11 rRNA genes are annotated in these 24180 nt (G+C 47.9%); all 11 read left to right on the forward strand.

The features are described from left to right. Positions 1-121 precede the first annotated feature (121 nt). The 11 genes from SVI_RS02435 to rrf (SVI_RS02485) all read left to right on the forward strand — a co-directional run bounded on the left by SVI_RS02435 (position 122) and on the right by rrf (SVI_RS02485) (position 23897). Positions 122-3026: ribosomal RNA gene (locus tag SVI_RS02435) — 23S ribosomal RNA — on the forward strand. 158 nt (positions 3027-3184) lie between these two features. Further along, positions 3185-3300, forward strand: a 5S ribosomal RNA gene (gene rrf / locus SVI_RS02440). A 1601-nt stretch (positions 3301-4901) separates the two neighbouring features. Beyond that, positions 4902-6446: ribosomal RNA gene (locus tag SVI_RS02445) — 16S ribosomal RNA — on the forward strand. A gap of 495 nt (positions 6447-6941) precedes the next feature. Next, positions 6942-9846: ribosomal RNA gene (locus SVI_RS02450) — 23S ribosomal RNA — on the forward strand. Positions 9847-10004: 158 nt separating this feature from the next. Then, positions 10005-10120: ribosomal RNA gene (gene rrf / locus SVI_RS02455) — 5S ribosomal RNA — on the forward strand. 1770 nt (positions 10121-11890) lie between these two features. Beyond that, a 16S ribosomal RNA gene (locus tag SVI_RS02460) occupies positions 11891-13435 on the forward strand. 319 nt (positions 13436-13754) lie between these two features. Beyond that, positions 13755-16659: ribosomal RNA gene (locus tag SVI_RS02465) — 23S ribosomal RNA — on the forward strand. Positions 16660-16817: 158 nt separating this feature from the next. Beyond that, a 5S ribosomal RNA gene (gene rrf, locus SVI_RS02470) occupies positions 16818-16933 on the forward strand. A gap of 1927 nt (positions 16934-18860) precedes the next feature. Beyond that, positions 18861-20405, forward strand: a 16S ribosomal RNA gene (locus SVI_RS02475). Positions 20406-20724: 319 nt separating this feature from the next. Then, a 23S ribosomal RNA gene (locus SVI_RS02480) occupies positions 20725-23629 on the forward strand. Positions 23630-23781: 152 nt separating this feature from the next. Continuing rightward, positions 23782-23897: ribosomal RNA gene (rrf, locus tag SVI_RS02485) — 5S ribosomal RNA — on the forward strand. Together the 16S, 23S and 5S rRNA genes form the textbook arrangement of a ribosomal RNA operon. Positions 23898-24180 lie beyond the last annotated feature (283 nt).

Below are 24180 nucleotides of genomic sequence, written 5' to 3' on the forward strand. Positions count from 1 at the left end.
AATAATTGAGTTCTCAAACACTTAAATCAAGTGCCGAAGCATAGCAATATGCTTCAAGAGTATTCTTTTGGCGAAAGTAAACACCATTAGTTACGATACAACAAACTTATGTGGGTTGTATGGTTAAGTGACTAAGCGTATACGGTGGATGCCTTGGCAGTCAGAGGCGATGAAGGACGTAGTAACTTGCGAAAAGCGTTGGCGAGCTAGTAACAAGCATTTGAGCTAACGATATCCGAATGGGGAAACCCACTCACATAAGTGAGTATCACATACTGAATACATAGGTATGTGAGGCAAACCCGGGGAACTGAAACATCTAAGTACCCGGAGGAAAAGAAATCAACCGAGATTCCCCTAGTAGCGGCGAGCGAACGGGGATTAGCCCTTAAGTCTATGGGGTGTTAGTGGAATGAGTTGGAAAGCTCAGCGGCACAGGGTGATAGCCCCGTACATGAAAACTAACCATAGATGAAAACGAGTAGGACGGGACACGTGACATCTTGTCTGAACATGGGGGGACCATCCTCCAAGGCTAAATACTCCTGACTGACCGATAGTGAACCAGTACCGTGAGGGAAAGGCGAAAAGAACCCCTGTGAGGGGAGTGAAATAGAACCTGAAACCGTATACGTACAAGCAGTGGGAGCGGTTCTTGAGACCGTGACTGCGTACCTTTTGTATAATGGGTCAGCGACTTACATTTTGTAGCGAGGTTAAGCGAATAGCGGAGCCGTAGGGAAACCGAGTGTTAACTGCGCGTTTAGTTGCAAGGTGTAGACCCGAAACCCGGTGATCTATCCATGGGCAGGTTGAAGGTTGAGTAACATCAACTGGAGGACCGAACCGACTTATGTTGAAAAATGAGCGGATGACTTGTGGATGGGGGTGAAAGGCCAATCAAACCGGGAGATATCTGGTTCTCCTCGAAAGCTATTTAGGTAGCGCCTCGAGCGAATACCATTGGGGGTAGAGCACTGTTAAGGCTAGGGGGTCATCCCGACTTACCAACCCTTTGCAAACTCCGAATACCAATGAGTACTACTCGGGAGACACACGGCGGGTGCTAACGTCCGTCGTGAAAAGGGAAACAACCCAGACCATCAGCTAAGGTCCCAAAGTTATTGCTAAGTGGGAAACGATGTGGGAAGGCTTAGACAGCTAGGAAGTTGGCTTAGAAGCAGCCATCTTTTAAAGAAAGCGTAATAGCTCACTAGTCGAGTCGGCCTGCGCGGAAGATTTAACGGGGCTAAGCAATACACCGAAGCTATGGGTTTGCTAGTTTACTAGCAAGCGGTAGAGGAGCGTTCTGTAAGCCGTTGAAGGGAAAGGGGTAACCCATCCTGGAGGTATCAGAAGTGCGAATGCTGACATGAGTAACGATAAAGGGAGTGAAAAACTCCCTCGCCGAAAGACCAAGGTTTCCTGTCCAATGTTAATCAGGGCAGGGTAAGTCGACCCCTAAGGTGAGGCCGAAAGGCGTAATCGATGGGAAACAGGTTAATATTCCTGTACTTCTACTAACTGCGATGGAGAGACGGAGAAGGCTAGGCTAGCGCGGCGTTGGTTGTCCGCGTTTAAGGTTGTAGGTTGTATTCTTAGGCAAATCCGGGAATACGCATTAAATTGCAAGACTGAGGACTGATGACGAGTCACTAAGGTGATGAAGTAGTTGATGCCATGCTTCCAGGAAAATCTTCTAAGCTTCAGGTTAGTAGGAATCGTACCCCAAACCGACACAGGTGGTTGGGTAGAGAATACCAAGGCGCTTGAGAGAACTCGGCTGAAGGAACTAGGCAAAATGGTACCGTAACTTCGGGAGAAGGTACGCTCCCAGCGGTGATGAGACTTGCTCTCTAAGCTGCCGGGAGTCGCAGATACCAGGTGGCTGCAACTGTTTATCAAAAACACAGTACTGTGCAAACTCGCAAGAGGAAGTATACGGTATGACGCCTGCCCGGTGCCGGAAGGTTAATTGATTGGGTTATCTTCGGAGAAGCTCATGATCGAAGCCCCGGTAAACGGCGGCCGTAACTATAACGGTCCTAAGGTAGCGAAATTCCTTGTCGGGTAAGTTCCGACCTGCACGAATGGCGTAATGATGGCCACGCTGTCTCCAGCCGAGACTCAGTGAAGTTGAAATTGCGGTGAAGATGCCGTATACCCGCGGCTAGACGGAAAGACCCCGTGCACCTTTACTATAGCTTGGCACTGAACATTGAACCTACATGTGTAGGATAGGTGGGAGACTTTGAAGCAGAGACGCTAGTTTTTGTGGAGTCAACCTTGAAATACCACCCTTGTAGTTTTGATGTTCTAACTTAGGCCCCTGAATCGGGGTTGAGGACAGTGTCTGGTGGGTAGTTTGACTGGGGCGGTCTCCTCCCAAAGAGTAACGGAGGAGCACGAAGGTTGGCTAAGTACGGTCGGACATCGTACGGTTAGTGCAATGGCATAAGCCAGCTTAACTGCGAGACATACACGTCGAGCAGGTACGAAAGTAGGTCATAGTGATCCGGTGGTTCTGTATGGAAGGGCCATCGCTCAACGGATAAAAGGTACGCCGGGGATAACAGGCTGATACCGCCCAAGAGTTCATATCGACGGCGGTGTTTGGCACCTCGATGTCGGCTCATCACATCCTGGGGCTGAAGTCGGTCCCAAGGGTATGGCTGTTCGCCATTTAAAGTGGTACGCGAGCTGGGTTCAGAACGTCGTGAGACAGTTCGGTCCCTATCTGCCGTGGGCGTTGGATGATTGAAGGAAGCTGCTCCTAGTACGAGAGGACCGGAGTGGACGAACCGCTGGTGTTCGGGTTGTTATGCCAATAGCATTGCCCGGTAGCTACGTTCGGAATCGATAACCGCTGAAAGCATCTAAGCGGGAAGCGAGTCCTAAGATGAGTCATCCCTAGGAATTTAATTCCTCTAAAGAGCCGTTCGAGACTAGGACGTTGATAGGCAGGGTGTGTAAGCGTTGTGAGGCGTTGAGCTAACCTGTACTAATGACTCGTGAGGCTTAACCATACAACCCAGATGGGTTTGTAGCGTTAATGATGATTACTTTACAAGCACAAAAGAATACGAACTTGATTTAAGTCGAACCAATTATTACTTTTATTTAAAGCTATTTAGAAGATTTTAAAAGATTCTGAATAGCCAGCTTTTCAAATTTACCAAATTAGTCTGGAAACCATAGCATTGTGGCACCACCTGAACCCATCTCGAACTCAGAAGTGAAACGCAATCGCGCCGATGGTAGTGTGGGGTCTCCCCATGTGAGAGTAGGTCATTTCCAGGCGCTCATTAAGTGAAAAAGCCACCTGAATAAGGTGGCTTTTTTGCGTCTGGAATTTAATAAAGTTTTGGCTGTTTAGCTCGAACTTATCGGTACCCATATCCACGTCAATGTAGGCAGGTGGCTTATCCACTTAAGCACGTACGTGCAATGCCTACCCCCGATGTCGTCCCGCCGCTAAGCGGGCTCTCCCGCTATGAAACGAAGTTTCTCCGCGTTCAATTATGGCTGAATACTGTGTATTCAAAGCGCCGTAATTTCACCGTCATGTGAGCCTAGTCACATTTCCTGGCGCCTCCGCTCTTTGTTCCATGCGCTATTTCTCCGCCTCCCATGTGTTCGGCCTTCGGCAAGTACCATGTTGGGGTATTAAGGAGCCTCCACTTTTCCAAACAACTAAAGCTACGGTTCCAAAGCGCCGTAATTCCTCCCTATGTGTTGACCTAGAGGGGCTGCATGGACTATTTACAGAGGCAGCCTTAATTAAACCGTGAGAAGTCTCCGGGATAAGATGGTTTTGGTTTTGGTTTTGGTTAGGGTAAGTTCTTATCCTTGACCGCCAAGAGTTATGTCGCAAAGGATTTGTGCTTTAGCGGTCAACTTACGTGTGAATAAGAGCTGTAGGATCATCTTTGACTCATTCATTTGCTTGAAATAGTGAGTTCAACAAATCTGAGTCGATCACTGTCTTATGCTGCCCAGAATATTCACTCGTTAGCATAGGTATAAGAATTAGAAATATGTCTAGGGTAGAGGAGCAAAGATTCAGTGAATGACATATAAGATATCGGCTAAATCTGATCACTGTATAAGGTGAATAGGAAAAACATAATACTTCTTATGTAATTGCTCGTTCTAGCCTGCTACTGATAAGAACTACCTGGCTAGATAAATAAAAATAGCAGTATTGCAGTGTTCTCGCTGGATTCTGTATCTATACTTGGTGACTGAGATTAGCTGTAAACCGCTATGGTTTAAGTGGTAACCAGCTATTTTGTGGGTAAGTTAGTGGATAACTGGTGGGTAGCTTGTGCTTAAATGACTATTTTTAAAATATGTCAGCATTAGTCTAAATAGCCCTTGTGCTCACATCGAAACCCCCTATAATGCGCATCCACTGACACGGCAAACCAGTCTTCTAAACGAAAGCTGAAACCCAGTCAGGGCAACAAGTAAGCAGTTGAAATTAATTTTTTTAAAAGCCCTTGACGCCAACCACGGAGAGTGTAGAATACGCCTCCCTAGCCAAGACGAATAGCCTTGGTCAGTAAGTAAAAGCCTTCGACCTAGCGTCAACGGCGGTGCTACTTAGCACCACGTTCTTTAACAATACAAAACAAGAAATCTGTGTGGACACTCACAGGTGTTGAGTTATTCGAAATTGCTTCACTCTTTCTAGTAAAGGATGAGCAATCAAAAATTTAACTCAATGAACCACTGAGTGACCATAGCAACTTTGGTTTCTACTTTCTTACTCTCACGAGCAAGCAAAGTAAATTCAAAGAAGCAAAATATGTAAGCTTCATTGACCTTCGGGTTAGTGAAAAACAGTATAATTCATTGAGCCGATGTCATCTTCGAAAGAGGATGCATCAAAAGAACTTTAATTGAAGAGTTTGATCATGGCTCAGATTGAACGCTGGCGGCAGGCCTAACACATGCAAGTCGAGCGGAAACAGAAAGTAGCTTGCTACTTTGCTGTCGAGCGGCGGACGGGTGAGTAATGCCTAGGGAACTGCCCAGTCGAGGGGGATAACAGTTGGAAACGACTGCTAATACCGCATACGCCCTACGGGGGAAAGGAGGGGACCTTCGGGCCTTTCGCGATTGGATGTACCTAGGTGGGATTAGCTAGTTGGTAAGGTAATGGCTTACCAAGGCGACGATCCCTAGCTGGTCTGAGAGGATGATCAGCCACACTGGAACTGAGACACGGTCCAGACTCCTACGGGAGGCAGCAGTGGGGAATATTGCACAATGGGCGAAAGCCTGATGCAGCCATGCCGCGTGTGTGAAGAAGGCCTTCGGGTTGTAAAGCACTTTCAGCGAGGAGGAAAGGTAGGTAGTTAATAACTGCTTACTGTGACGTTACTCGCAGAAGAAGCACCGGCTAACTTCGTGCCAGCAGCCGCGGTAATACGAGGGGTGCAAGCGTTAATCGGAATTACTGGGCGTAAAGCGTACGCAGGCGGTTTGTTAAGCAAGATGTGAAAGCCCCGGGCTCAACCTGGGAATTGCATTTTGAACTGGCAAACTAGAGTCTTGTAGAGGGGGGTAGAATTTCAGGTGTAGCGGTGAAATGCGTAGAGATCTGAAGGAATACCGGTGGCGAAGGCGGCCCCCTGGACAAAGACTGACGCTCAGGTACGAAAGCGTGGGGAGCAAACAGGATTAGATACCCTGGTAGTCCACGCCGTAAACGATGTCTACTCGGAATTTGGTGTCTTGAACACTGGGTTCCCAAGCTAACGCATTAAGTAGACCGCCTGGGGAGTACGGCCGCAAGGTTAAAACTCAAATGAATTGACGGGGGCCCGCACAAGCGGTGGAGCATGTGGTTTAATTCGATGCAACGCGAAGAACCTTACCTACTCTTGACATCCACAGAACTCGCTAGAGATAGCTTGGTGCCTTCGGGAACTGTGAGACAGGTGCTGCATGGCTGTCGTCAGCTCGTGTTGTGAAATGTTGGGTTAAGTCCCGCAACGAGCGCAACCCTTATCCTTATTTGCCAGCACGTAATGGTGGGAACTTTAGGGAGACTGCCGGTGATAAACCGGAGGAAGGTGGGGACGACGTCAAGTCATCATGGCCCTTACGAGTAGGGCTACACACGTGCTACAATGGTCGGTACAGAGGGTCGCAACGCCGCGAGGTCAAGCTAATCCCACAAAGCCGGTCGTAGTCCGGATCGGAGTCTGCAACTCGACTCCGTGAAGTCGGAATCGCTAGTAATCGTGAATCAGAATGTCACGGTGAATACGTTCCCGGGCCTTGTACACACCGCCCGTCACACCATGGGAGTGGGCTGCACCAGAAGTAGATAGCTTAACCCTTCGGGGAGGGCGTTTACCACGGTGTGGTTCATGACTGGGGTGAAGTCGTAACAAGGTAGCCCTAGGGGAACCTGGGGCTGGATCACCTCCTTACCTATACGACTAACTCAATATTTGCTGAGTGTTCACACAGATAACTTGTTCTTGTTAGAGCGAGAAACGCACCTTTACGGTGTTGTTTGTTCTTTAAAAATTTGGAAAGCTGATAGTGTTAATGCGAAAGGGACTATTGTGAAAGATGTTTCGTAAGAAATAGCGATTACAGTGGTTAATAGCATTAGCGCGAAAAATAAATAATTGAGTTCTCAAACACTTAAATCAAGTGCTGAAGCATAGACCTTTAGTTAGGAAAGTGCTTCAAGAGTATTCTTTTGGCGAAAGTAAACACCATTAGTTGCGATACAACTGTCGTTGTTCGAAGAGAAATCTGAGAGTAACAGCAAAGTTTAACGCGCAGTTAGTCATGTTAATGTCGAAGCGGTGATTTGAACGAGAAGGGCGTGTAGCTTGCTACATAACCGACGAGTGAGATTCACAATAAAGACAGTAACTTGAATAGCAAGCGAACTAGACCTATGTGGGTTGTATGGTTAAGTGACTAAGCGTATACGGTGGATGCCTTGGCAGTCAGAGGCGATGAAGGACGTAGTAACTTGCGAAAAGCGTTGGCGAGCTAGTAACAAGCATTTGAGCTAACGATATCCGAATGGGGAAACCCACTCACATAAGTGAGTATCACATACTGAATACATAGGTATGTGAGGCAAACCCGGGGAACTGAAACATCTAAGTACCCGGAGGAAAAGAAATCAACCGAGATTCCCCTAGTAGCGGCGAGCGAACGGGGATTAGCCCTTAAGTCTATGGGGTGTTAGTGGAATGAGTTGGAAAGCTCAGCGGCACAGGGTGATAGCCCCGTACATGAAAACTAACCATAGATGAAAACGAGTAGGACGGGACACGTGACATCTTGTCTGAACATGGGGGGACCATCCTCCAAGGCTAAATACTCCTGACTGACCGATAGTGAACCAGTACCGTGAGGGAAAGGCGAAAAGAACCCCTGTGAGGGGAGTGAAATAGAACCTGAAACCGTATACGTACAAGCAGTGGGAGCGGTTCTTGAGACCGTGACTGCGTACCTTTTGTATAATGGGTCAGCGACTTACATTTTGTAGCGAGGTTAAGCGAATAGCGGAGCCGTAGGGAAACCGAGTGTTAACTGCGCGTTTAGTTGCAAGGTGTAGACCCGAAACCCGGTGATCTATCCATGGGCAGGTTGAAGGTTGAGTAACATCAACTGGAGGACCGAACCGACTTATGTTGAAAAATGAGCGGATGACTTGTGGATGGGGGTGAAAGGCCAATCAAACCGGGAGATATCTGGTTCTCCTCGAAAGCTATTTAGGTAGCGCCTCGAGCGAATACCATTGGGGGTAGAGCACTGTTAAGGCTAGGGGGTCATCCCGACTTACCAACCCTTTGCAAACTCCGAATACCAATGAGTACTACTCGGGAGACACACGGCGGGTGCTAACGTCCGTCGTGAAAAGGGAAACAACCCAGACCATCAGCTAAGGTCCCAAAGTTATTGCTAAGTGGGAAACGATGTGGGAAGGCTTAGACAGCTAGGAAGTTGGCTTAGAAGCAGCCATCTTTTAAAGAAAGCGTAATAGCTCACTAGTCGAGTCGGCCTGCGCGGAAGATTTAACGGGGCTAAGCAATACACCGAAGCTATGGGTTTGCTAGTTTACTAGCAAGCGGTAGAGGAGCGTTCTGTAAGCCGTTGAAGGGAAAGGGGTAACCCATCCTGGAGGTATCAGAAGTGCGAATGCTGACATGAGTAACGATAAAGGGAGTGAAAAACTCCCTCGCCGAAAGACCAAGGTTTCCTGTCCAATGTTAATCAGGGCAGGGTAAGTCGACCCCTAAGGTGAGGCCGAAAGGCGTAATCGATGGGAAACAGGTTAATATTCCTGTACTTCTACTAACTGCGATGGAGAGACGGAGAAGGCTAGGCTAGCGCGGCGTTGGTTGTCCGCGTTTAAGGTTGTAGGTTGTATTCTTAGGCAAATCCGGGAATACGCATTAAATTGCAAGACTGAGGACTGATGACGAGTCACTAAGGTGATGAAGTAGTTGATGCCATGCTTCCAGGAAAATCTTCTAAGCTTCAGGTTAGTAGGAATCGTACCCCAAACCGACACAGGTGGTTGGGTAGAGAATACCAAGGCGCTTGAGAGAACTCGGCTGAAGGAACTAGGCAAAATGGTACCGTAACTTCGGGAGAAGGTACGCTCCCAGCGGTGATGAGACTTGCTCTCTAAGCTGCCGGGAGTCGCAGATACCAGGTGGCTGCAACTGTTTATCAAAAACACAGTACTGTGCAAACTCGCAAGAGGAAGTATACGGTATGACGCCTGCCCGGTGCCGGAAGGTTAATTGATTGGGTTATCTTCGGAGAAGCTCATGATCGAAGCCCCGGTAAACGGCGGCCGTAACTATAACGGTCCTAAGGTAGCGAAATTCCTTGTCGGGTAAGTTCCGACCTGCACGAATGGCGTAATGATGGCCACGCTGTCTCCAGCCGAGACTCAGTGAAGTTGAAATTGCGGTGAAGATGCCGTATACCCGCGGCTAGACGGAAAGACCCCGTGCACCTTTACTATAGCTTGGCACTGAACATTGAACCTACATGTGTAGGATAGGTGGGAGACTTTGAAGCAGAGACGCTAGTTTTTGTGGAGTCAACCTTGAAATACCACCCTTGTAGTTTTGATGTTCTAACTTAGGCCCCTGAATCGGGGTTGAGGACAGTGTCTGGTGGGTAGTTTGACTGGGGCGGTCTCCTCCCAAAGAGTAACGGAGGAGCACGAAGGTTGGCTAAGTACGGTCGGACATCGTACGGTTAGTGCAATGGCATAAGCCAGCTTAACTGCGAGACATACACGTCGAGCAGGTACGAAAGTAGGTCATAGTGATCCGGTGGTTCTGTATGGAAGGGCCATCGCTCAACGGATAAAAGGTACGCCGGGGATAACAGGCTGATACCGCCCAAGAGTTCATATCGACGGCGGTGTTTGGCACCTCGATGTCGGCTCATCACATCCTGGGGCTGAAGTCGGTCCCAAGGGTATGGCTGTTCGCCATTTAAAGTGGTACGCGAGCTGGGTTCAGAACGTCGTGAGACAGTTCGGTCCCTATCTGCCGTGGGCGTTGGATGATTGAAGGAAGCTGCTCCTAGTACGAGAGGACCGGAGTGGACGAACCGCTGGTGTTCGGGTTGTTATGCCAATAGCATTGCCCGGTAGCTACGTTCGGAATCGATAACCGCTGAAAGCATCTAAGCGGGAAGCGAGTCCTAAGATGAGTCATCCCTAGGAATTTAATTCCTCTAAAGAGCCGTTCGAGACTAGGACGTTGATAGGCAGGGTGTGTAAGCGTTGTGAGGCGTTGAGCTAACCTGTACTAATGACTCGTGAGGCTTAACCATACAACCCAGATGGGTTTGTAGCGTTAATGATGATTACTTTACAAGCACAAAAGAATACGAACTTGATTTAAGTCGAACCAATTATTACTTTTATTTAAAGCTATTTAGAAGATTTTAAAAGATTCTGAATAGCCAGCTTTTCAAATTTACCAAATTAGTCTGGAAACCATAGCATTGTGGCACCACCTGAACCCATCTCGAACTCAGAAGTGAAACGCAATCGCGCCGATGGTAGTGTGGGGTCTCCCCATGTGAGAGTAGGTCATTTCCAGGCGCCTAATAAACGATAAATCCCCAGCACTTTGTGTTGGGGATTTTTTCGTTTAACAGCTTTTGAAATGACTTTCTCACATGGGGAATGTAAAAGCCCGAACGCAGTGAGGTTCATTCCATGTGATAGGTAGATATTTTCTCCTGCAATCTCGACACTTCCCACGTCCCTGTGGGTCGTAGGGTGAAGTCCTTGCGCTTATCAAGCGTAGCTTGATGCTGGGTCTGAACGCGGAGGATTTATCCGAAGCCGGGCCATTGGAAGGCGCCTCCGCTTTTTGTTCTATGACAGGTGCACTCCTGATTTAACAGTAACTAAGCCACCTTATTAAGGTGGCTTTTTTGCGTCTGGGATTTAATAAAGTTTTGGCTGTTTAGCTTGTACTTACCGGTACCCATATCCAACGGCAATGTAGGCAGGTGGCTTACCCACTTAAGCAAGTACGTGCAATGCCTACCCCCGATGTCGGTCGATAAATGCTCCTTCAATATCGACACTTCCGCCATCCATGGCGGTCGCCCCGCCGCTGAGCGGGCTCTCCCGCTACGAAACGAAGTTTCTCCGCGTTCAATTATGGCTGAATACTGCGTATCCAAAGCGCCGTAATTTCACCCCCATGTGTTCCTAGGTCATTTCCAAGAACTCTAATTCCTATGAGTACAACAATTGTATTTGCTTATGCAGTCGATATGGTTGTCTGGAGTATGGGGCGAAGATGGGCCATTGGAAGGCGCATCCGCTTTTTTGTACCGGAAGTACTTCTCCTTGATCGCCAAGAGTTATGTCGCAAAGGATTTATGCGTTAGCGGTCAACATCCGCGTGAATAACAGCAGTAGGATCATCTTTCACTCATTCATTCGCTTGAATTAGTGAGTCCAATAAATCAGAGTCGATCACTGTCTTATGCTGCCCAGAATATTCACTCATTAGTATAGGTATAAGAATTAGAAATGTGTCTAGGGTAGATGAGCAAAGATTCAGTGAATGACATATAAGATACCGGCTAAATCTGATTACTGTATTAGGTGAATAGGAAAAACATAATACTTCTTATGTAATTGCTCGTTCTAGCCAGCTACTGATAAGAACTACCTGACTAGATAAATAAAAATAGCTGTATTGCAGTGAGCTTGATGGATTCTGTATCTATACTTGGTGACTGAGATTAGCTGTAAACCGCTATGGTTTAAGTGGTAACCAGCTATTTTGTGGGTAAGTTAGTGGATAACTGGTGGGTAGCTTGTGCTTAAATGACTGTTTTTAAAATATGTCAGCATTAGTCTAAATAGCCCTTGTGCTCACATCGAAATCCCCTATAATGCGCATCCACTGACACGGCAAACCAGTCTTCTTAAACGAAGCTGAAACCCAGTCAGGGCAATAAGTAAGCGGTTAAAATTAAATTTTTAAAAGCCCTTGACGCCAACCACGGAGAGTGTAGAATACGCCTCCTCAAGCCAACGACCTAGCGTCAACGGCGGTGCTACTTAGCACCACGTTCTTTAACAATACAAAACAAGAAATCTGTGTGGACACTCACAGGTGTTGAGTTATTCGAAATTGCTTCACTCTTTCTAGTAAAGGATGAGCAATCAAAAATTTAACTCGATGAACCACTGAGTGACCATAGCAACTTTGGTTTCTACTTTCTTTCGAGAAAGTAAATTCAAAGAAGCAAAATATGTAAGCTTCATTGACCTTCGGGTTAGTGAAAAACAGTATAATTCATTGAGCCGATGTCATCTTCGAAAGAGGATGCATCAAAAGAACTTTAATTGAAGAGTTTGATCATGGCTCAGATTGAACGCTGGCGGCAGGCCTAACACATGCAAGTCGAGCGGAAACAGAAAGTAGCTTGCTACTTTGCTGTCGAGCGGCGGACGGGTGAGTAATGCCTAGGGAACTGCCCAGTCGAGGGGGATAACAGTTGGAAACGACTGCTAATACCGCATACGCCCTACGGGGGAAAGGAGGGGACCTTCGGGCCTTTCGCGATTGGATGTACCTAGGTGGGATTAGCTAGTTGGTAAGGTAATGGCTTACCAAGGCAACGATCCCTAGCTGGTCTGAGAGGATGATCAGCCACACTGGAACTGAGACACGGTCCAGACTCCTACGGGAGGCAGCAGTGGGGAATATTGCACAATGGGCGAAAGCCTGATGCAGCCATGCCGCGTGTGTGAAGAAGGCCTTCGGGTTGTAAAGCACTTTCAGCGAGGAGGAAAGGTAGGTAGTTAATAACTGCTTGCTGTGACGTTACTCGCAGAAGAAGCACCGGCTAACTTCGTGCCAGCAGCCGCGGTAATACGAGGGGTGCAAGCGTTAATCGGAATTACTGGGCGTAAAGCGTACGCAGGCGGTTTGTTAAGCAAGATGTGAAAGCCCCGGGCTCAACCTGGGAATTGCATTTTGAACTGGCAAACTAGAGTCTTGTAGAGGGGGGTAGAATTTCAGGTGTAGCGGTGAAATGCGTAGAGATCTGAAGGAATACCGGTGGCGAAGGCGGCCCCCTGGACAAAGACTGACGCTCAGGTACGAAAGCGTGGGGAGCAAACAGGATTAGATACCCTGGTAGTCCACGCCGTAAACGATGTCTACTCGGAATTTGGTGTCTTGAACACTGGGTTCCCAAGCTAACGCATTAAGTAGACCGCCTGGGGAGTACGGCCGCAAGGTTAAAACTCAAATGAATTGACGGGGGCCCGCACAAGCGGTGGAGCATGTGGTTTAATTCGATGCAACGCGAAGAACCTTACCTACTCTTGACATCCATAGAACTCGCTAGAGATAGCTTGGTGCCTTCGGGAACTATGAGACAGGTGCTGCATGGCTGTCGTCAGCTCGTGTTGTGAAATGTTGGGTTAAGTCCCGCAACGAGCGCAACCCTTATCCTTATTTGCCAGCACGTAATGGTGGGAACTTTAGGGAGACTGCCGGTGATAAACCGGAGGAAGGTGGGGACGACGTCAAGTCATCATGGCCCTTACGAGTAGGGCTACACACGTGCTACAATGGTCGGTACAGAGGGTCGCAACGCCGCGAGGTCAAGCTAATCCCACAAAGCCGGTCGTAGTCCGGATCGGAGTCTGCAACTCGACTCCGTGAAGTCGGAATCGCTAGTAATCGTGAATCAGAATGTCACGGTGAATACGTTCCCGGGCCTTGTACACACCGCCCGTCACACCATGGGAGTGGGCTGCACCAGAAGTAGATAGCTTAACCCTTCGGGGAGGGCGTTTACCACGGTGTGGTTCATGACTGGGGTGAAGTCGTAACAAGGTAGCCCTAGGGGAACCTGGGGCTGGATCACCTCCTTACCTATACGACTAACTCAATATTTGCTGAGTGTTCACACAGATAACTTGTTCTTGTTAGAGCGAGAAACGCACCTTTACGGTGTTGTTTGTTCTTTAAAAATTTGGAAAGCTGATAGTGTTAATGCGAAAGGGATAATGACTTACTTGTAAGTTGTTATTAATAGCATTAGCGCGAAAAATAAATAAATAATTGAGTTCTCAAACACTTAAATCAAGTGCCGAAGCATAGCAATATGCTTCAAGAGTATTCTTTTGGCGAAAGTAAACACCATTAGTTGCATTACTATTCATATTAGTTTCAAACTTATGTGGGTTGTATGGTTAAGTGACTAAGCGTATACGGTGGATGCCTTGGCAGTCAGAGGCGATGAAGGACGTAGTAACTTGCGAAAAGCGTTGGCGAGCTAGTAACAAGCATTTGAGCTAACGATATCCGAATGGGGAAACCCACTCACATAAGTGAGTATCACATACTGAATACATAGGTATGTGAGGCAAACCCGGGGAACTGAAACATCTAAGTACCCGGAGGAAAAGAAATCAACCGAGATTCCCCTAGTAGCGGCGAGCGAACGGGGATTAGCCCTTAAGTCTATGGGGTGTTAGTGGAATGAGTTGGAAAGCTCAGCGGCACAGGGTGATAGCCCCGTACATGAAAACTAACCATAGATGAAAACGAGTAGGACGGGACACGTGACATCTTGTCTGAACATGGGGGGACCATCCTCCAAGGCTAAATACTCCTGACTGACCGATAGTGAACCAGTACCGTGAGGGAAAGGCGAAAAGAACCCCTGTGAGGGGAGTGAAATAGAACCTGAAACCGTATACGTACAAGCAGTGGGAGCGGTTCTTGAGACCGTGACTGCGTACCTTTTGTATAATGGGTCAGCGACTTACATTTTGTAGCGAGGTTAAGCGAATAGCGGAGCCGTAGGGAAACCGAGTGTTAACTGCGCGTTTAGTTGCAAGGTGTAGACCCGAAACCCGGTGATCTATCCATGGGCAGGTTGAAGGTTGAGTAACATCAACTGGAGGACCGAACCGACTTATGTTGAAAAATGAGCGGATGACTTGTGGATGGGGGTGAAAGGCCAATCAAACCGGGAGATATCTGGTTCTCCTCGAAAGCTATTTAGGTAGCGCCTCGAGCGAATACCATTGGGGGTAGAGCACTGTTAAGGCTAGGGGGTCATCCCGACTTACCAACCCTTTGCAAACTCCGAATACCAATGAGTACTACTCGGGAGACACACGGCGGGTGCTAACGTCCGTCGTGAAAAGGGAAACAACCCAGACCATCAGCTAAGGTCCCAAAGTTATTGCTAAGTGGGAAACGATGTGGGAAGGCTTAGACAGCTAGGAAGTTGGCTTAGAAGCAGCCATCTTTTAAAGAAAGCGTAATAGCTCACTAGTCGAGTCGGCCTGCGCGGAAGATTTAACGGGGCTAAGCAATACACCGAAGCTATGGGTTTGCTAGTTTACTAGCAAGCGGTAGAGGAGCGTTCTGTAAGCCGTTGAAGGGAAAGGGGTAACCCATCCTGGAGGTATCAGAAGTGCGAATGCTGACATGAGTAACGATAAAGGGAGTGAAAAACTCCCTCGCCGAAAGACCAAGGTTTCCTGTCCAATGTTAATCAGGGCAGGGTAAGTCGACCCCTAAGGTGAGGCCGAAAGGCGTAATCGATGGGAAACAGGTTAATATTCCTGTACTTCTACTAACTGCGATGGAGAGACGGAGAAGGCTAGGCTAGCGCGGCGTTGGTTGTCCGCGTTTAAGGTTGTAGGTTGTATTCTTAGGCAAATCCGGGAATACGCATTAAATTGCAAGACTGAGGACTGATGACGAGTCACTAAGGTGATGAAGTAGTTGATGCCATGCTTCCAGGAAAATCTTCTAAGCTTCAGGTTAGTAGGAATCGTACCCCAAACCGACACAGGTGGTTGGGTAGAGAATACCAAGGCGCTTGAGAGAACTCGGCTGAAGGAACTAGGCAAAATGGTACCGTAACTTCGGGAGAAGGTACGCTCCCAGCGGTGATGAGACTTGCTCTCTAAGCTGCCGGGAGTCGCAGATACCAGGTGGCTGCAACTGTTTATCAAAAACACAGTACTGTGCAAACTCGCAAGAGGAAGTATACGGTATGACGCCTGCCCGGTGCCGGAAGGTTAATTGATTGGGTTATCTTCGGAGAAGCTCATGATCGAAGCCCCGGTAAACGGCGGCCGTAACTATAACGGTCCTAAGGTAGCGAAATTCCTTGTCGGGTAAGTTCCGACCTGCACGAATGGCGTAATGATGGCCACGCTGTCTCCAGCCGAGACTCAGTGAAGTTGAAATTGCGGTGAAGATGCCGTATACCCGCGGCTAGACGGAAAGACCCCGTGCACCTTTACTATAGCTTGGCACTGAACATTGAACCTACATGTGTAGGATAGGTGGGAGACTTTGAAGCAGAGACGCTAGTTTTTGTGGAGTCAACCTTGAAATACCACCCTTGTAGTTTTGATGTTCTAACTTAGGCCCCTGAATCGGGGTTGAGGACAGTGTCTGGTGGGTAGTTTGACTGGGGCGGTCTCCTCCCAAAGAGTAACGGAGGAGCACGAAGGTTGGCTAAGTACGGTCGGACATCGTACGGTTAGTGCAATGGCATAAGCCAGCTTAACTGCGAGACATACACGTCGAGCAGGTACGAAAGTAGGTCATAGTGATCCGGTGGTTCTGTATGGAAGGGCCATCGCTCAACGGATAAAAGGTACGCCGGGGATAACAGGCTGATACCGCCCAAGAGTTCATATCGACGGCGGTGTTTGGCACCTCGATGTCGGCTCATCACATCCTGGGGCTGAAGTCGGTCCCAAGGGTATGGCTGTTCGCCATTTAAAGTGGTACGCGAGCTGGGTTCAGAACGTCGTGAGACAGTTCGGTCCCTATCTGCCGTGGGCGTTGGATGATTGAAGGAAGCTGCTCCTAGTACGAGAGGACCGGAGTGGACGAACCGCTGGTGTTCGGGTTGTTATGCCAATAGCATTGCCCGGTAGCTACGTTCGGAATCGATAACCGCTGAAAGCATCTAAGCGGGAAGCGAGTCCTAAGATGAGTCATCCCTAGGAATTTAATTCCTCTAAAGAGCCGTTCGAGACTAGGACGTTGATAGGCAGGGTGTGTAAGCGTTGTGAGGCGTTGAGCTAACCTGTACTAATGACTCGTGAGGCTTAACCATACAACCCAGATGGGTTTGTAGCGTTAATGATGATTACTTTACAAGCACAAAAGAATACGAACTTGATTTAAGTCGAACCAATTATTACTTTTATTTAAAGCTATTTAGAATATTTTAAAAGATTTTGAATAGACAGCTTTTCAAATTTACCAAATTAGTCTGGAAACCATAGCATTGTGGCACCACCTGAACCCATCTCGAACTCAGAAGTGAAACGCAATCGCGCCGATGGTAGTGTGGGGTCTCCCCATGTGAGAGTAGGTCATTTCCAGGCGCCTAATTTCTCGTAAAGAGAGTCGATAAATCCCCAGCACTTTGTGTTGGGGGTTTTTTCGTTTAGCAGCTTTTGAAATGACTTTCTCACATGGGGGGCATAAATAGCGTATGCGAAGCATGCTTCCTTTTATGTGCTAGCAGGGTGATATCGCCTGTGTTTATCAAGCGTAGCTTGATGCATGGGATTAACGCGGAGGATTTATCCGAAGCTGGGCCATTGGAAGGCGCCTCCACCTTTTGTTCTATAACAGGCGCACTCCTGATTTAACAGTAACTAAGCCACCTGAATAAGGTGGCTTTTTTGCGTCTGGAATTTAATAAAGTTTTAGCTGTTTAGCTTGTACTTACCGGTACCCATATCCAACGGCAATGTAGGCAGGTGGCTTACCCACTTAAGCACGTACGTGCAATGCCTACCCCCGATGTCGGTCGATAAATGCTCCTTCAATATCGACACTTCCGCCATCCATGGCGGTCGCCCCGCCGCTGAGCGGGCTCCCCAGTTCAGCGACTGCGTCGCTTCTCGCTACAAAACAGTTGAATGCTGCGCATCCAAAGCACTGTTATTTCGCCCCCATGTGTCCACTTCGTGGACTACGAGAGTTGTTCATTTCCAGGCAGGCGCCTAATTTCTCGTAAAGAGAGTCGATAAAGCCCGAACGTAGTTAGGCTCAATACCCATGTAGAATGGGTGAGATGGGCATTGTGGACAAAGCGGAGGATTTATCCGAAGCCGGACCATTTGAAGGCGGCTCAGCTTTTTGTTCCAAACTACGCATCCAAAGCGCCGTAATTCCTCCCTATGTGTAGACCTAGAGGGGCTGAATGGAATATTTACTGAGGCACCCTTAATTTAACTGTGAAGAAGTCATTGGGATAAGATGGTTTTGGTTGGGGTAAGTTCTTATTCTTAAACGCTAAGAGTTATGTCGCAAAGAATTTGTGCTTTAGCGGTCAACTTATGTGTGAATAATAGCTGTAGGATCTTCTTTCACTCTTTCACTCTTTCACTTGCTTGAGTTAGTGAGTCCAATAAATCTGAGTCGATCACTATCTTATGCTGCCCAGAATATTCACTCGTTAGTATAGGTATAAGAATTTGGGATATGTATAGAGCTGATCAGTAAAGGCTCAAGAGAAGGATCTGCAGAGATCGGTTAATCTGATTATGGTATGAGGTGAATAGAAACACTTATGATATCCGATATTATTACTTGTTCTAGCCTGCTACTGATAAGAACTTCCTAGCTAGATAAATATAAAATAGCTGTATTACAGTGAGCTTGATGGATTCTGGATCTATACTTGGTGACTGAAGTTAGTTGTAAACCAATATGGTTTAAGTGGTAACCAGCTATTTTGTGGGTAAGTTAGTGGATAACTGGTGGGTAGCTTGTGCTTAAATCATTGTTTTTAAAATATGTCAGTATTAGTCTAAATAGCCCTTGTGCTCACATCGAAATCCCCTATAATGCGCATCCACTGACACGGCAAACCAGTCTTCTTAAACGAAGCTGAAACCCAGTCAGGGCAATAAGTAAGCGGTTAAAATTAAATTTTTAAAAGCCCTTGACGCCAACCACGGAGAGTGTAGAATACGCCTCCTCAAGCCAACGACCTAGCGTCAACGGCGGTGCTACTTAGCACCACGCTCTTTAACAATACAAAACAAGAAATCTGTGTGGACACTCACAGGTGTTGAGTTATTCGAAATTGCTTCACTCTTTCTAGTAAAGGATGAGCAATCAAAAATTTAACTCGATGAACCACTGAGTGACCATAGCGACTTTGGTTTCTACTTTCTTTCGAGAAAGTAAATTCAAAGAAGCAAAATATGTAAGCTTCATTGACCTTCGGGTTAGTGAAAAACAGTATAATTCATTGAGCCGATGTCATCTTCGAAAGAGGGTGCATCAAAAGAACTTTAATTGAAGAGTTTGATCATGGCTCAGATTGAACGCTGGCGGCAGGCCTAACACATGCAAGTCGAGCGGAAACAGAAAGTAGCTTGCTACTTTGCTGTCGAGCGGCGGACGGGTGAGTAATGCCTAGGGAACTGCCCAGTCGAGGGGGATAACAGTTGGAAACGACTGCTAATACCGCATACGCCCTACGGGGGAAAGGAGGGGACCTTCGGGCCTTTCGCGATTGGATGTACCTAGGTGGGATTAGCTAGTTGGTAAGGTAATGGCTTACCAAGGCGACGATCCCTAGCTGGTCTGAGAGGATGATCAGCCACACTGGAACTGAGACACGGTCCAGACTCCTACGGGAGGCAGCAGTGGGGAATATTGCACAATGGGCGAAAGCCTGATGCAGCCATGCCGCGTGTGTGAAGAAGGCCTTCGGGTTGTAAAGCACTTTCAGCGAGGAGGAAAGGTAGGTAGTTAATAACTGCTTACTGTGACGTTACTCGCAGAAGAAGCACCGGCTAACTTCGTGCCAGCAGCCGCGGTAATACGAGGGGTGCAAGCGTTAATCGGAATTACTGGGCGTAAAGCGTACGCAGGCGGTTTGTTAAGCAAGATGTGAAAGCCCCGGGCTCAACCTGGGAATTGCATTTTGAACTGGCAAACTAGAGTCTTGTAGAGGGGGGTAGAATTTCAGGTGTAGCGGTGAAATGCGTAGAGATCTGAAGGAATACCGGTGGCGAAGGCGGCCCCCTGGACAAAGACTGACGCTCAGGTACGAAAGCGTGGGGAGCAAACAGGATTAGATACCCTGGTAGTCCACGCCGTAAACGATGTCTACTCGGAATTTGGTGTCTTGAACACTGGGTTCCCAAGCTAACGCATTAAGTAGACCGCCTGGGGAGTACGGCCGCAAGGTTAAAACTCAAATGAATTGACGGGGGCCCGCACAAGCGGTGGAGCATGTGGTTTAATTCGATGCAACGCGAAGAACCTTACCTACTCTTGACATCCATAGAACTCGCTAGAGATAGCTTGGTGCCTTCGGGAACTATGAGACAGGTGCTGCATGGCTGTCGTCAGCTCGTGTTGTGAAATGTTGGGTTAAGTCCCGCAACGAGCGCAACCCTTATCCTTATTTGCCAGCACGTAATGGTGGGAACTTTAGGGAGACTGCCGGTGATAAACCGGAGGAAGGTGGGGACGACGTCAAGTCATCATGGCCCTTACGAGTAGGGCTACACACGTGCTACAATGGTCGGTACAGAGGGTCGCAACGCCGCGAGGTCAAGCTAATCCCACAAAGCCGGTCGTAGTCCGGATCGGAGTCTGCAACTCGACTCCGTGAAGTCGGAATCGCTAGTAATCGTGAATCAGAATGTCACGGTGAATACGTTCCCGGGCCTTGTACACACCGCCCGTCACACCATGGGAGTGGGCTGCACCAGAAGTAGATAGCTTAACCCTTCGGGGAGGGCGTTTACCACGGTGTGGTTCATGACTGGGGTGAAGTCGTAACAAGGTAGCCCTAGGGGAACCTGGGGCTGGATCACCTCCTTACCTATACGACTAACTCAATATTTGCTGAGTGTTCACACAGATAACTTGTTCTTGTTAGAGCGAGAAACGCACCTTTACGGTGTTGTTTGTTCTTTAAAAATTTGGAAAGCTGATAGTGTTAATGCGAAAGGGATAATGACTTACTTGTAAGTTGTTATTAATAGCATTAGCGCGAAAAATAAATAAATAATTGAGTTCTCAAACACTTAAATCAAGTGCCGAAGCATAGCAATATGCTTCAAGAGTATTCTTTTGGCGAAAGTAAACACCATTAGTTGCATTACTATTCATATTAGTTTCAAACTTATGTGGGTTGTATGGTTAAGTGACTAAGCGTATACGGTGGATGCCTTGGCAGTCAGAGGCGATGAAGGACGTAGTAACTTGCGAAAAGCGTTGGCGAGCTAGTAACAAGCATTTGAGCTAACGATATCCGAATGGGGAAACCCACTCACATAAGTGAGTATCACATACTGAATACATAGGTATGTGAGGCAAACCCGGGGAACTGAAACATCTAAGTACCCGGAGGAAAAGAAATCAACCGAGATTCCCCTAGTAGCGGCGAGCGAACGGGGATTAGCCCTTAAGTCTATAGGGTGTTAGTGGAATGAGTTGGAAAGCTCAGCGGCACAGGGTGATAGCCCCGTACATGAAAACTAACTATAGATGAAAACGAGTAGGACGGGACACGTGACATCTTGTCTGAACATGGGGGGACCATCCTCCAAGGCTAAATACTCCTGACTGACCGATAGTGAACCAGTACCGTGAGGGAAAGGCGAAAAGAACCCCTGTGAGGGGAGTGAAATAGAACCTGAAACCGTATACGTACAAGCAGTGGGAGCGGTTCTTGAGACCGTGACTGCGTACCTTTTGTATAATGGGTCAGCGACTTACATTTTGTAGCGAGGTTAAGCGAATAGCGGAGCCGTAGGGAAACCGAGTGTTAACTGCGCGTTTAGTTGCAAGGTGTAGACCCGAAACCCGGTGATCTATCCATGGGCAGGTTGAAGGTTGAGTAACATCAACTGGAGGACCGAACCGACTTATGTTGAAAAATGAGCGGATGACTTGTGGATGGGGGTGAAAGGCCAATCAAACCGGGAGATATCTGGTTCTCCTCGAAAGCTATTTAGGTAGCGCCTCGAGCGAATACCATTGGGGGTAGAGCACTGTTAAGGCTAGGGGGTCATCCCGACTTACCAACCCTTTGCAAACTCCGAATACCAATGAGTACTACTCGGGAGACACACGGCGGGTGCTAACGTCCGTCGTGAAAAGGGAAACAACCCAGACCATCAGCTAAGGTCCCAAAGTTATTGCTAAGTGGGAAACGATGTGGGAAGGCTTAGACAGCTAGGAAGTTGGCTTAGAAGCAGCCATCTTTTAAAGAAAGCGTAATAGCTCACTAGTCGAGTCGGCCTGCGCGGAAGATTTAACGGGGCTAAGCAATACACCGAAGCTATGGGTTTGCTAGTTTACTAGCAAGCGGTAGAGGAGCGTTCTGTAAGCCGTTGAAGGGAAAGGGGTAACCCATCCTGGAGGTATCAGAAGTGCGAATGCTGACATGAGTAACGATAAAGGGAGTGAAAAACTCCCTCGCCGAAAGACCAAGGTTTCCTGTCCAATGTTAATCAGGGCAGGGTAAGTCGACCCCTAAGGTGAGGCCGAAAGGCGTAATCGATGGGAAACAGGTTAATATTCCTGTACTTCTACTAACTGCGATGGAGAGACGGAGAAGGCTAGGCTAGCGCGGCGTTGGTTGTCCGCGTTTAAGGTTGTAGGTTGTATTCTTAGGCAAATCCGGGAATACGCATTAAATTGCAAGACTGAGGACTGATGACGAGTCACTAAGGTGATGAAGTAGTTGATGCCATGCTTCCAGGAAAATCTTCTAAGCTTCAGGTTAGTAGGAATCGTACCCCAAACCGACACAGGTGGTTGGGTAGAGAATACCAAGGCGCTTGAGAGAACTCGGCTGAAGGAACTAGGCAAAATGGTACCGTAACTTCGGGAGAAGGTACGCTCCCAGCGGTGATGAGACTTGCTCTCTAAGCTGCCGGGAGTCGCAGATACCAGGTGGCTGCAACTGTTTATCAAAAACACAGTACTGTGCAAACTCGCAAGAGGAAGTATACGGTATGACGCCTGCCCGGTGCCGGAAGGTTAATTGATTGGGTTATCTTCGGAGAAGCTCATGATCGAAGCCCCGGTAAACGGCGGCCGTAACTATAACGGTCCTAAGGTAGCGAAATTCCTTGTCGGGTAAGTTCCGACCTGCACGAATGGCGTAATGATGGCCACGCTGTCTCCAGCCGAGACTCAGTGAAGTTGAAATTGCGGTGAAGATGCCGTATACCCGCGGCTAGACGGAAAGACCCCGTGCACCTTTACTATAGCTTGGCACTGAACATTGAACCTACATGTGTAGGATAGGTGGGAGACTTTGAAGCAGAGACGCTAGTTTTTGTGGAGTCAACCTTGAAATACCACCCTTGTAGTTTTGATGTTCTAACTTAGGCCCCTGAATCGGGGTTGAGGACAGTGTCTGGTGGGTAGTTTGACTGGGGCGGTCTCCTCCCAAAGAGTAACGGAGGAGCACGAAGGTTGGCTAAGTACGGTCGGACATCGTACGGTTAGTGCAATGGCATAAGCCAGCTTAACTGCGAGACATACACGTCGAGCAGGTACGAAAGTAGGTCATAGTGATCCGGTGGTTCTGTATGGAAGGGCCATCGCTCAACGGATAAAAGGTACGCCGGGGATAACAGGCTGATACCGCCCAAGAGTTCATATCGACGGCGGTGTTTGGCACCTCGATGTCGGCTCATCACATCCTGGGGCTGAAGTCGGTCCCAAGGGTATGGCTGTTCGCCATTTAAAGTGGTACGCGAGCTGGGTTCAGAACGTCGTGAGACAGTTCGGTCCCTATCTGCCGTGGGCGTTGGATGATTGAAGGAAGCTGCTCCTAGTACGAGAGGACCGGAGTGGACGAACCGCTGGTGTTCGGGTTGTTATGCCAATAGCATTGCCCGGTAGCTACGTTCGGAATCGATAACCGCTGAAAGCATCTAAGCGGGAAGCGAGTCCTAAGATGAGTCATCCCTAGGAATTTAATTCCTCTAAAGAGCCGTTCGAGACTAGGACGTTGATAGGCAGGGTGTGTAAGCGTTGTGAGGCGTTGAGCTAACCTGTACTAATGACTCGTGAGGCTTAACCATACAACCCAGATGGGTTTGTAGCGTTAATGATGATTACTTTACAAGCACAAAAGAATACGAACTTGATTTAAGTCGAACTGAATTATTTATAAAGCTATTTAGAATATTTTAAAAGATTCTGAATAGCCAGCTTTTCAAATTTACCAAATTAGTCTGGAAACCATAGCATTGTGGCACCACCTGAACCCATCTCGAACTCAGAAGTGAAACGCAATCGCGCCGATGGTAGTGTGGGGTCTCCCCATGTGAGAGTAGGTCATTTCCAGGCGCCTAATTTCTCGTAAAGAGAGTCGATAAATCCCCAGCACTTTGTGTTGGGGATTTTTTCGTTTAGCAGCTTTTGAAATGACTTTCTCACATGGGGGGCATAAATAGCGTATGCGAAGCATGCTTCCTTTTATGTGCTAGCAGGGTGATATCGCCTGTGTTTATCAAGCGTAGCTTGATGCATGGGATTAACGCGGAGGATTTATCCGAAGCTGGGCCATTGGAAGGCGCCTCCGCTTTTTGTTCTATGACAGGTGCACTCCTGATTTAACAGTAACTAAGCC

This window comes from Shewanella violacea DSS12 (assembly GCF_000091325.1).
In the GTDB taxonomy this organism is placed as follows: Bacteria; Pseudomonadota; Gammaproteobacteria; order Enterobacterales; family Shewanellaceae; genus Shewanella; species Shewanella violacea.